Origin of the sequence: Lutibacter sp. (assembly GCF_016342705.1) — a bacterium.
Lineage (GTDB): Bacteria > Bacteroidota > Bacteroidia > Flavobacteriales > Flavobacteriaceae > Lutibacter.
In genome coordinates, this window is the sequence record NZ_JAEINV010000007.1 from 186,009 (window position 1) to 197,816 (window position 11,808).

10 protein-coding genes are annotated in these 11,808 nt (G+C 30.0%); 5 read left to right on the forward strand and 5 right to left on the reverse strand.

All coding sequences use genetic code 11. From position 1 onward, the window contains the following. Positions 1-33: 33 nt before the first annotated feature. Genes JEY78_RS08825 through JEY78_RS08845 form a run of 5 tightly spaced genes read left to right on the forward strand, consistent with a single transcriptional unit; the run spans position 34 to position 5,403 of the window. The gene (locus JEY78_RS08825; protein ID WP_291849719.1) at positions 34-618 is read left to right on the forward strand and encodes a TetR/AcrR family transcriptional regulator; all 585 of its coding nucleotides are present in this window, start codon (positions 34-36) and stop codon (positions 616-618) included. Then, on the forward strand, positions 619-2,001 hold the full coding sequence (locus JEY78_RS08830; protein WP_291849721.1) for a TolC family protein: 1,383 nt from the start codon (positions 619-621) through the stop codon (positions 1,999-2,001). A 7-nt stretch (positions 2,002-2,008) separates the two neighbouring features. Beyond that, entirely contained in the window at positions 2,009-3,001 is a 993-nt protein-coding gene (locus tag JEY78_RS08835; protein ID WP_291849723.1) for an efflux RND transporter periplasmic adaptor subunit, read from the forward strand. After that, complete coding sequence (locus JEY78_RS08840) at positions 2,994-4,172, forward strand: ABC transporter permease (RefSeq protein ID WP_291849726.1); 1,179 nt, start codon at positions 2,994-2,996, stop codon at positions 4,170-4,172. The genes JEY78_RS08835 and JEY78_RS08840 overlap by 8 nt, the downstream gene beginning before the upstream one ends. A 1-nt stretch (position 4,173) precedes the next feature. After that, positions 4,174-5,403, forward strand: coding sequence for an ABC transporter permease (locus tag JEY78_RS08845; RefSeq protein WP_291849729.1), 1,230 nt, complete (start codon positions 4,174-4,176; stop codon positions 5,401-5,403). A 39-nt stretch (positions 5,404-5,442) separates the two neighbouring features. Here JEY78_RS08845 and JEY78_RS08850 read toward each other — a convergent pair whose 3' ends face one another. The 5 genes from JEY78_RS08850 to JEY78_RS08870 form a co-directional block, all read right to left on the reverse strand. Further along, positions 5,443-6,057: a fumarylacetoacetate hydrolase family protein gene (locus tag JEY78_RS08850; protein WP_291849733.1), complete on the reverse strand. Its 615-nt coding sequence runs from the start codon at positions 6,055-6,057 to the stop codon at positions 5,443-5,445. A gap of 64 nt (positions 6,058-6,121) precedes the next feature. Further along, positions 6,122-7,384: a DEAD/DEAH box helicase gene (locus tag JEY78_RS08855; protein WP_291849735.1), complete on the reverse strand. Its 1,263-nt coding sequence runs from the start codon at positions 7,382-7,384 to the stop codon at positions 6,122-6,124. Positions 7,385-7,488: 104 nt separating this feature from the next. Then, positions 7,489-9,045, reverse strand: a complete 1,557-nt coding sequence (locus JEY78_RS08860; RefSeq protein ID WP_291849738.1) for an NAD(P)/FAD-dependent oxidoreductase — start codon at positions 9,043-9,045, stop codon at positions 7,489-7,491. Between the two features lie 75 nt (positions 9,046-9,120). After that, positions 9,121-10,179, reverse strand: a complete 1,059-nt coding sequence (gene corA / locus JEY78_RS08865; protein ID WP_291849741.1) for a magnesium/cobalt transporter CorA — start codon at positions 10,177-10,179, stop codon at positions 9,121-9,123. Positions 10,180-10,187: 8 nt separating this feature from the next. Continuing rightward, on the reverse strand, positions 10,188-11,708 hold the full coding sequence (locus JEY78_RS08870) for a carbon-nitrogen hydrolase family protein (protein WP_291849744.1): 1,521 nt from the start codon (positions 11,706-11,708) through the stop codon (positions 10,188-10,190). Between the last annotated feature and the right edge of the window lie 100 nt (positions 11,709-11,808).

The window sequence follows — 11,808 nt, forward strand, 5'->3', positions numbered from 1 at the left end:
TATTCATAAATTTGCAGAACCAAAAAATGTAAAATGGCACGTAAAATTGATGAAGATAAAATAGTTAGAATTAAAGAAGCAACTATGCAAACAATCGTGGAGAATGGGATTGAAGACACAACAATTGCAATGATAGCTAAAAATGCCGGAGTAAGTGGAGGATATTTGTATAGGACCTACAAAGGAAAACAAGATTTAATTAATGAATTATATTACGATAAAGTAACCTCACTATATAAAGAATTGGAGTTTTTATTGGCCCTTAATCAAACTAGTGTGAGGCCTTTAATTGAATCGTTTATTCAGAATAGGGTAATTTATTTTTTAAATGAGCCAATTGCTTCTAAGTTTTTTTATCAATTACTTCATAATGAGAATTTTTCAGCTACAGAAGATATTAAGTATAAAAGTGCAGAATTAATGGAGCGTATTAAAAATATTGGGGTTAAATCAGGCGAAATTTCTGCAAATACAACCGTTTACCAATTGCATTATCACATCTTAATTTATGCTGTAGACTTTATAAACTTTACCCGTAAAAATATTTTTGGACAACAAGAAGTTACTATAAACGACGTAAAAAGTTTAACAGAAAATATTTTAAAAATTTTAAAATAAATGAAAACGATTATAAATTTTAAATTAATGAAATTGAGTAGAATAAAATCAAAATTACTCTTATTTTTTGTGCTTTCAGCAACATTTGCAAATGCACAAGAACTAACATTAAAACAAGCACACGATTTAATGTTATCTGAAAATGGAGAAGTAAAAGCTTCCAATTTTGAAGTAAAAGCAATGGAAGAAGAACATAAAGCAACTAAAGGCTTGCGATTGCCAACAGTTGGTGTTTCTGGCACTTATTTACATTTAGATGAAGATATTGCTGTAGACTTAAATACGCAGCGTAATATGGTTGGAGGTTTATTAAGTATTCCAGATCCAGCAGCAGTTTTAGGAGATTGGAATTTAACCTTACAAGAAAAAAACTTAGGATTTGCAACTGCAGATATTTCAATGCCAATATTTGCAGGTGGAAAAATAAACGCTGCTAATAAAGCTTCAGAAATTAAATTAGAGCTAACAGAAACAAAACATCAAATTAAACAAGACGAGCTAACCATAAATTTAATTAATTACTTTTTTAAGTTGAAATTAGCTAAAGAAGCCGTTCAATTAAGGCAAGAAGTTTACGATGTAATTTTATTACATAATAATCAGGCAAATAAGTTTTTTGAAAATGGTTTAATTCCAGAAGTAGAAACCTTAAATGCAAAAGTTGCCTTGTCAAATGCTAATAGAGAATTACTTGCCGCTAAAAAAGACGTGGCTTTAGCAACTACAGCTGTTCAAAATTTAATTGGAATAAATGCTATTGAAGGTTTTTCAAGCAAATTTAATGAGCCAACATTTGTAAAACCATTGAAAGAATTTCAAGACGATATGTTAACTGAAAATCAACAATTAAAAACTATTGAAAAAAATCATGAATTGGCAGAAGTTGGTGTAAAGGTTGAAAACAGTGACTATTTTCCTAAAGTTGGTGTTATGGGAAAGTATGTGCTTTGGAAAGATAATTTGCCATTGGTTGATACAAAATGGTTTGTTGGAGTAGGAGTTGAGTGGGAATTGTTTAATGGTTTTCAAAGAGAGCATAAAATAAAAGCTTCAAAATATAAAATTCAGCAAGTTGAAGAATTTGATAAACAAGCCCGGCTAAATTTAACAACGTATACAGAAAAATTATACAATACTATGCAAAAGGAATTGGAACAATACGAAAGTTTAAATGCCGATGAAATATTTGCCAAAAAATTAAAATTTATGCGCACTCGTGCTTTTGAAGAAGGCACAGGAACTTCTTTAGAAGTAGTAGACGCAACATTGAAATTATCTGAAATACAATTACATAAAATAAAAGCCTTATACGAGTATAACGTTGCTTATGGTGAGCTAATGGTACTTACCGGTAAAACAGCATCTTTCTTAAATCAAAATTAAAATTAAAATGAGAAATCCAAAATTTATAAAATCATTAATTAGCATTGTTATTATTGCAATCTTAGTATTATCGGGTGTTTGGTTAATATCAAAACCAAAAGCACTTGTTTTACAAGGTAGAATTGAGGCTAAAGAAATTTACTTATCTGCTAAAATTCCAACACGTATTAATTCTTTTGAAGTTAAAGAAGGTGAAAGTGTTAAAAAAGGACAATTATTAGCAACACTTACAAGTCCTGAAATTATGGCTAAAGAACAACAAGCTTTGGCTTTAAGAGAAGCAGCAAATGCTCAAAAAAATAAAGCAACTAACGGTGCGCGTGTAGAAGAAATAAGAGCTGCAAAAAGTGTGTATGAAAAAGCAACCGCAGCTGCTAATGTTATGAAAAAGACCTTTGCACGTATGGAGAATTTATTTAAAGATGGTGTAATATCTGAACAACAGCGTGATGAAGTTTTTGCTAAAAAAGAAGTAGCTTTAAAAGATCAGGAAGCTGCTTTAAGTATGTATCAAATAGCCATGAAAGGAGTAAGAAATGAAGATATAGAAGCAGCAACAGCTTTAGTTAAACGAGCTGATGGCGCTTTATCTGAATTAGAAGGTTATAAAAATGAACGAAATATTGTTTCGCCAATAGATGCTGACGTTCTTAATTTTTTACCTGAAGAAGGTGAATTAATTGGAGCCGGTTATCCTGTTGTTCATTTGGTAGATTTGGCAAATAGTTATGCCATTTTAAATATTAAGGAAACAAGTTTGTCCAACTTTAAAAAAGAACGAATTTTTGAAGCAACTATTCCAGCTTTGAATAATAAAAAAGTGAAATTTAAAATTTATTACGTTGCTGCTTTAGGTGATTATGCAACTTGGAACGCCACAAAAGCCACTGGAGATTTTGATGTTAGAACTTTTGAAATTAAAGCAGCTCCAGTTTCTAATGAAGTTGATTTAAGGCCAGGAATGAGTATTTTAATTGATTATTCTCAATTTAATGAGTAAAATGAAACCATCTTTACGAATTGCAAAACGGGAAATAGCATTGTTATTCAATAGCAAGTCTACTTTTGTTTTTGCAATTGTACTACCATTTGTTTCTATATTATTTTTTAATACGCTTTTAAGTGAAGGCGTGGCTCGTAATTTACCTATTGCTGTTGTAGATTTAGACCATTCTGCAATTTCAAGAAATGTAGTAGCTCAGTTAGATGCAGCTCCAGAAATTGAAGTTGGTTTTTTCCCTTTAAGTCAACAAAAAGGAGAGGAATTAGTGCGATTAGGAAAAGTGTATGGTGTAATTACCATTCCACAAAATTTTGAATCTGATTTAAAAAGTGGTAAACAAGTACATATTATAAATCAATACAATAGTAATTTATTGTTGCCAGGAGGTTTAGAATATAAAGCTTTTAGGAAAGTTATTGGAACTATTTCAGCAGGAGTTACTATTGAAAAACAGCGAAAACAAGGAGTTTCAATGCAACAAGCCATGGTTAATTATCAGCCAATAATTGCTAATAACCATGTGTTATCAAATCCGTATACAAATTATTCGTATTATTTAAATACCGGATTTTTAGCAATGTTTTTCCAAATATTTGTAATGTTAACAACCATTTATTGTTTTGGAGCCGATTTAAAATATAGTAAAGGAAGTAAATTGTTAAATATTACTGGTGGAAATCTTTCAGCAATAATTATAGGAAAAGTATTGCCTTATACAGTTTGGTTTTTACTAGTTGGAATAATCATGCTTTTTAGTATGTATGTTTGGCAAGATTTTCCTTTTTTCGGAAATAAATTAGCTGTTTTAGTTGGATTATTGTTGTTAATTATTGCAAATCAGTCGTATGCATTGTTTTTTATTGCTGTAAGTAATAGTTTTAGAGAAGCACTTACAATTGGATCAGGTTTTGCGGCTGTTAGTTTGTCATTTTCAGGAATCACATTCCCTATTTTTGGAATGCCTAAAATATTACAATGGTTAAGTCAAATTTTTCCATTCACACATTTTTTTGAGTTATTATTAGATCAATCTCAACGAGGTTTTCCAGTATTTTATTCGTTAAAAGCAATCATTATTTTAGTGGTTTTAAGTATTGTTCCTATTTCATTGGTTTGGTTTAAATTAAAAAGATTATTTACAAAAGGAGTGTTTAATCATAGTATTTAAAATGAAGAATTTATTTAAATTATATTATAAAGCAAAAATCTCTTTTTGGAATACATTTTCAACGGAATGGAAATCTATTAAATCGGATAAAGCTGTTATAAGCACATTTCTTTCAGTGGCCATTATTATTTTAGTTGTCTATACGTATATATATTCAAATCAAGTAGTTAAAGAGGTTCCTGTTGCAGTTGTAAATCAGGATGCTACAAAAATGAGTAGAGATTATATTGCAATGTTAGATGCTACTGAAGGGACAAAAGCAATTTCAACTTATACAGATTTGCAAGAAGCGAAAAGAGCGTATTATTCAAAAAAAATACAAGGAATTGTTATCATTCCAATGAATTTCGAAAAAAATATTAGAAGCGGAAAACAGGTTGCTATTACTACTTTTTCAGATGCTTCTAATATGGTTTTTTATAAAAGAGTTTTAGGTGATGTAACTACTATTAATGGCTATTTTAGTGCAGGTATTTTTATTAAAAAAGAAATGGCGAAAGGTGTTTCGGTAGCTAAAGCTCAACAAAACTATACATCAATACAAGCAATTTCAACTAGTTTATTCAATACTACAGCTGGTTATGCAACATATATGATACCGATGCTAACCGCTTTAATTGTTCAATTAGTATTGCTAATGGGAATTGGTATTTTAAGTGGGTCTAGAAGAGAAACAGTCACTACGCATACAAATTTTCCGAGGTTATTACATAAAGGAGGAACAATTCCAGTTTTGTTGGCTAAAGCGTGTTTATACACCGCAATTTTTATGGTAATTATTCCTATTCAAGTTGGAATAGTATATACGGTGTTTGCAATTCCAGTGAGATCTTCTTTATTTTTAATTTACGTATTTATAATTCCTTATATATTTTCAGTAGTATTTTTAGGAATCACCATTAGTTCATTATTTAAAAGAAGAGAAGATTCTATAGTTTTTTTAGTATTGCTTTCAATTCCTTCCTTAATGTTAAGTGGTTTATCGTTTCCTGTGGAAGGATTTTCAGTATTTTACCAATTAATTTCAAAGATAATTCCTTCTTCACCAGGAATTAATGGATTTGTAAGGTTAACACAAATGGAAGCTTCATTTTCAGAAGTAATCATTGAATGGACTCATTTGTGGTTGTTAACAGTTGTCTACTTTATTTCCGCAGCTATTTCATTGAAAATTAGAGCTTCTAGAGAATTTAATCACTTAAATTTAATTACAAAAAAAGAGATCGTTTAATTTTTAAACGATCTTTTTTAATTTTTTTTGAATATGAATTTAAACCATTTTAAAGTCTAAAAGTAACTCACCTTCAATAGATGCTTGTAATTGATCTCCTTTCAATATTTTACCAGTTCCGTGAGCAGGAGTTCCTGTAAAAATTAAATCTCCAGGTTCCAACGTCATAAATTTAGAAACGTATGCAATTATTTCACTAAAATTATAAATCATTAAACTTGTATTTCCTTGTTGCATTTCTTTTCCATTAATTTTTAATCCAAAATTAATGTTTGTTACATCTTTAAAATTTGAAATATTTTTAAATGATGAAATTGGTGCAGCACCATCAAAACCTTTCCCTAAATCCCAAGGTCCTTTTCCTTCTCTAGATGCATCAAAAATGTCTTTAGCAGTGTAATCTATTCCAATACCAATTTCTGAAATGTAGTTTAGAGCCTCATTTTCACTGATGTTTTTTCCTTTTTCACCAATTTTAAGCACTAATTCAGCTTCGTAAATTAAATTGCTTGTAAAGTCAGGATATTCAACATCTTTATTATCTGTGACAAGGCTAGATTCTGGCTTTGAAAAAATAATTTGTTGCCCATTTTTATTTGAAGAGATTTCGGTTACATCATTCACGTAATTCTTCCCAATTGCAAGTATTTTCATTCTAAAAATTTTATTTTAAGTATTGAATTTAAAGGCGTAAAATTAATTAAAATTGAACTATAAATTACTTTTGTTGATTGTTTTTTGGATTTCTTTTGAAATTATCATTTTTCCTTCTTGTAGATTTTTTTCTAGCATTTTTTGAAGGTTTATGTGCCGTATGTACTGGTTTTTCAGTTGGATTAGTTACACCATCTTCTTTAAATGGGTGATCCACAATTTCTACTGTTTGGCCAATTAATTTTTGAATATCTCTTAAAAATGGACGTTCTTCAGTTGCGCAAAAAGATAAAGCAATACCACTCGCTTTTGCTCTACCAGTTCTTCCAATTCTATGCACATAGGTCTCAGGAATATTAGGTAAATCGTAGTTTACAACCAATGCTAAATCATCAACATCAATTCCTCTTGCAGCAATATCAGTAGCTACAAGCACAAATGTATCACTATTTTTAAAGTTCCCTAAAGCTCTTTGTCTTGCTCCTTGCGATTTATTTCCGTGAATTGCTTCTGCTTTTATAGAAGATTTTGCTAAAAATTTAACAATTTTATCAGCTCCGTGCTTTGTTCTTGAAAACACCAACGTAGATTGAGGTTCGTTGCTTTCTAATAAATGCAATAACAACTTTGATTTATTCGCTTTTTCAACAAAAAATACTGCTTGTTCAACTTTTTCAGCAGTTGCTTGTTCCGGTTTAATGGTGATTTTTTGAGGATTCCCAACAATGGCTCTTGATAATTCTATAATTTCAGGTGGCATTGTTGCTGAGAAAAAAAGTGATTGTCTTTGAATAGGTAATCTATTTACAATTTTTTTAATATCGTGAATAAAACCCATATCTAACATATGATCGGCTTCATCCAACACAAAATATTCTATATCTTTTAATGAAATAAAACCCTGACTCATTAAATCTATTAAACGGCCTGGAGTTGCCACCAAAATATCAATACCGTTTTTTAATTGTTGAGTTTGAGCAAGTTGCTTAACGCCTCCAAAAATCACAGTATTTTTTAATCCTGTAAATTTTCCGTATTCAGTAAAACTATCACCTATTTGAATGGCTAATTCTCGCGTAGGAGTAATTATTAGGGCTTTTATTTTTCTGTATTTATTATGTTGCTGCTTATTTAAAAATAGTTGTTGTAAAATAGGTAATGCAAATGCTGCCGTTTTTCCTGTTCCAGTTTGGGCACAACCTAATAAATCTTGTTTATTTAATAATATTGGAATTGCTTGTTCTTGAATTGGTGATGGATGTGTATATCCTTTTAATTTTAAAGCCTTTTGAATTGGCTCTATTAATTCTAAATCTTGAAATGTCATGTAATAATTTTAATTGGCGGCAAAGGTATGCTAAATGTTTGAATATGTGTGTTTAATCCTAAATTATTAATAATCAGGGTATTTGGTGTTGTTTTAGGAGTGTATTATAAGTTCTTGGTGGCAGCTTCTGCACAACGTTCACCATCCATAGCTGCAGAAATAATTCCACCGGCATATCCGCCACCTTCACCGCAAGGATATAATCCTTCAATTTCTGGATGTTCTAATTGTTCTGTTCTCGGAATTTTAACAGGAGAAGATGTTCGTGATTCAACACCTATTATATTGGCTTCATTGGTATAAAAGCCATGCATTTTTTGTCCAAATGTTTTAAAACCAGTTCTTAATCTGCTGCCAATTAATTTTGGTAATAATGTATGAAGTGGTGCTGAATTTAAACCTGGTTGATAAGAGGTAGCGTTTAAATCTTTTGAAATTCTACCTTCCACAAAATCTGTTAATCGTTGTCCTGGAGCAGTTTGTGTTTTTCCACCAGCTTCAAAAGCCATTTTTTCCAAATCTTTTTGAAATTCTAACCCTTTTAAAACACCAAATTTTTCATAGTCTGCAATATCTTTATCAACATTAATTTCCACAACCATTCCTGAGTTTGCAAATAGGTTATTTCTTTTTGAAGGCGACATTCCGTTTACAACCACTTCGCCATTTGCTGTTGCCGCAGGAACAATAAAGCCACCAGGACACATACAAAATGAATATACACCGCGATCATTTACCTGTTGCACTAAACTATAAGATGCTGCTGGTAATAATTCATCTCTTTTTCCTTTACAGTGATATTGAATGGAGTCAATAATTTCTTGTGGATGTTCCACGCGAACGCCCATTGCAAAAGATTTAGCAACTAATGAAATTTCTTTTTTATGTAATAAATAATAAATATCTCGCGCAGAATGACCGGTTGCCAAAATAACTGCATTTACACTAAATTCTTTATCATTGAAAAGTTTTAGCCCAACTAACTTGTTTTGTTTAATTATAAAGTCAGTAACTCTGCTTTCAAAATGAATTTCTCCACCATATTTTAAAATAGTTTCACGAATATTTTTAACAACTTTTGGTAATTTATTTGTACCAATATGAGGATGCGCATCTACTAAAATTTGATCTGTTGCTCCATGATACACAAGGTTTTCAAATATTTTACGAACATCGCCACGTTTTAAACTACGTGTATATAATTTTCCATCAGAATAGGTTCCTGCGCCACCTTCGCCAAAGCAATAATTGGAATCTTCATCTACAATATGAAATTGGTTAATTGCACGTAAATCTCTTCTTCTATCTTGTACATTTTTACCTCGTTCTAAAACAATTGGCTTAAAACCTAACTCAATACAACGCAATGCAGCGTACATTCCTGCAGGACCAAAACCAATAATATGAACTTCCTTGGATTTGGAAACATCTTTATAATCAAAAACATAATCAGGAGTTTCAGAAGGTTTTTCTTGAATATAAACAGCTACTTTATAATTGAAAAATATCAATGATTTTCTGGCATCAATAGATTTTCTAAGTACTTTAATTGCTGTTATTTCATTTTTAGAAATACCCAATTGCTGAGCACTTTTTAGAACTAGAATACCTTCTAATTTTTCTTCTTTAATAGAAACTCTAAGCTGAATGTTTTGAATCATAGATGCAAAATTACTTATTTTTTTATGAAAATTGTAAGAAGTTGATAAGGTTAAAAAATAAAATAGTTATGGTTTTTAAAACCATTTTTTCTTTTTGAAGTAAAAAAGCATTAAAATAAAAATGACGATCATAACTCCCCATACTGCAAAATATCCCCAATGTAAGTTAAGTTCTGGAATATTTACGAAATTCATTCCGTAAACGCCAGCTATAAATGTAAGTGGAATAAATATAGATGAAATTACAGTTAATGTTTTCATAACCATATTCATACGGTGTCCTTGTACGGAGAAGAATAGGTTAATACTACTTTCTAATCGAGATAAAATGGAGTCAGAAATATCTAGTAAGGTTAAGCTTAAATCCTTTAACTCAAAATAGTATTTAATATGTTTTTTTTGAATTAAGTGAAATTGTTCTCTTTCTACTTTAGTTACAATTTCTTTAATTGGAATGATTGTTTTTTTGATAAAATTTATTTGTCTTTTATAAGCTTCAATGGTATTTAAAATTTCTGGTGAAGGATCACTATTGATATCAATAATTTCGAATTTTTCAACTTCATTATCAATTCTTTCAAGTGTCTTGAAATAACTATCTAAAAGTGCTTCTAATAATAAATACAATAAATAATCAGCTCCGCGTTCTCTTACAATTCCAACGTTTTCTCTTAATCTGTATCGTATATGCTCAAAATAATCGCCTTTTTTTTCTTGGAAGGTAATTAAAAAGTTATTTCCAATAATAAAACTTAATTGTTCGGCTTCAATATCGTGAGTTTTAGATGGTAAAATAGATTTTGTGGAAAAAAACCAGTAATCATCAAATTCCTGAAATTTTGGACGTTGGTTTACATCTAAAATATCTTGAATTACCAAATCGTGAATGTTTAGTTTTTTACAAAGTGCTGTAATTTTTTCAACATCATGTATACCATGTGTATTTAACCAATGCTGATAATTTACATCAGTAAATTTTTTAAAATCATTTTCAGAAAAATTTATTTCTTCTAAATATTCATCTTTATTGTATTTAAATAATTGAATATTAAGATTGTCTGAATGCTTAACTCCTGTAAAAACAGGAGTTGAAGGATTCAAATTTTTTCTATTTAATGATTTCTTTTTAGCCATTAATTAAATTATCTCATTTTTAAACTGTATAAATCAGTTCTTCTGTCGTGTAAATTACGAACACTTCCTTGTTTGTTTAGTTCGCGTAATAAATCAATATCAACATCCGCAATTAAAATCATTTCTGAGTTTGGAGTAGCTTCTGCTTTAATTCCGTTTGTAGGAAACGCAAAATCACACGGTGTAAACACCATAGATTGTGCATATTGAATGTCCATATTATGCACTTTCGGCAAGTTTCCAACACTACCGGCAATTGCTACATAACATTCGTTTTCAATGGCTCTTGCTTGCGCACAGTTTCTCACACGTGAATATCCATTTTGAGTATCTGTTAGGAAAGGTACAAATAAAATATCCATTCCTTCTTCAGCTAATAATCTTCCTAATTCTGGAAACTCCACATCGTAACAAATTAAAATACCAATTTTACCACAATCGGTGTCAAAAGTTCTAATTTCACTTCCACCTTCCATACCCCAAACTTTGGCTTCGTTAGGTGTGATATGTAATTTTATATATCGCTCAACAGTACCATCTCTTTTACATAAATATCCTGCATTGTATAATTTGCCGTCAATAAATTCTGGCATACTACCAGTAATGATATTTATATTATATGAAATTGCAAATTTTGAAAATGTTTGAACAATAGGTTCTGTATGTTTTGCTAATTCTCTAATAGCTTCAGGCTCAGTTAGATGGTTGTTTTCAGCCATTAAAGGCGCGTTGAAAAACTCTGGAAATAAAGCAAAATCTGATCTATAGCCAGAAACTGAATCTATAAAAAATTCTGCTTGATGTAATAATTCTTCTAAATTTTTATATGAACGCATCTGCCATTGAATAAGTCCAAGGCGTATAATTTTCTTTTGAGTTGTAGCAGCTTTTGATTCTTCTTCATAATAAATATTATCCCATTCTAATAATACAGCATAATCGTTAGAAGCTTCATCTCCTTCTAAATAACTTTTTAAGATACGAGCAGGATGGAAGTCGTTAGAAATTTGAAAATTAAACACTGGATCGTGTATTTCTTTTTTTCTTACTTTATCAATATACTCTTTAGGTGATAATGTATCTGAATATTTATGATAATTTGGAATTCTTCCTCCAAAGGCAACTCCTTTTAAATTTAATTTTTCACATAGGTCTTTTCTATAATCATATAATCTTCTACCAAGTCTAAGACCTCTAAATTCTGGCTTAATAAACACATCAATTCCATATAACATATCACCTTCATCTGTATGTGTGTTAAATGTATAATCTCCCGTAATTTGTTGGTAGGTATGATGTTTAGAAATTTTACTATAATCTACAATTATAGATAATGCACAACCAGCAATTTGATTGTTTACTTTTATAACAACCTGACCTTCAGGAAAGCGGCTAATTAAAGCGTCAATTTGGTGCTCTCTCCAATAGGAGTTGGGCATGGTTGTATATGATTCAATCATTGCTTTTTTAAGCTCTTGATAGTCATCTTGAGTTAAAAAAGTAAGTTCAATATTTTCAATTTTTTTCATGTGTACTTTTAATATTTAAAATAAAATAGTTATTGTTTTATTATAATATGAATTTTAATTTAATTTTTATCAAAATTATGTAAAAAATTGATGTATTTAT

What these genes read in the sequence shown, in the direction of transcription:
- JEY78_RS08825 (WP_291849719.1), top strand. Translation starts at nt 34, where the DNA reads ATGGCACGTAAAATTGATGAAGATAAAATAGTTAGAATTAAAGAAGCA.
- JEY78_RS08830 (WP_291849721.1), top strand. Translation starts at nt 619, where the DNA reads ATGAAAACGATTATAAATTTTAAATTAATGAAATTGAGTAGAATAAAA.
- JEY78_RS08835 (WP_291849723.1), top strand. Translation starts at nt 2,009, where the DNA reads ATGAGAAATCCAAAATTTATAAAATCATTAATTAGCATTGTTATTATT.
- JEY78_RS08840 (WP_291849726.1), top strand. Translation starts at nt 2,994, where the DNA reads ATGAGTAAAATGAAACCATCTTTACGAATTGCAAAACGGGAAATAGCA.
- JEY78_RS08845 (WP_291849729.1), top strand. Translation starts at nt 4,174, where the DNA reads ATGAAGAATTTATTTAAATTATATTATAAAGCAAAAATCTCTTTTTGG.
- JEY78_RS08850 (WP_291849733.1), bottom strand. Translation starts at nt 6,057, where the DNA reads ATGAAAATACTTGCAATTGGGAAGAATTACGTGAATGATGTAACCGAA.
- JEY78_RS08855 (WP_291849735.1), bottom strand. Translation starts at nt 7,384, where the DNA reads ATGACATTTCAAGATTTAGAATTAATAGAGCCAATTCAAAAGGCTTTA.
- JEY78_RS08860 (WP_291849738.1), bottom strand. Translation starts at nt 9,045, where the DNA reads ATGATTCAAAACATTCAGCTTAGAGTTTCTATTAAAGAAGAAAAATTA.
- corA (WP_291849741.1), bottom strand. Translation starts at nt 10,179, where the DNA reads ATGGCTAAAAAGAAATCATTAAATAGAAAAAATTTGAATCCTTCAACT.
- JEY78_RS08870 (WP_291849744.1), bottom strand. Translation starts at nt 11,708, where the DNA reads ATGAAAAAAATTGAAAATATTGAACTTACTTTTTTAACTCAAGATGAC.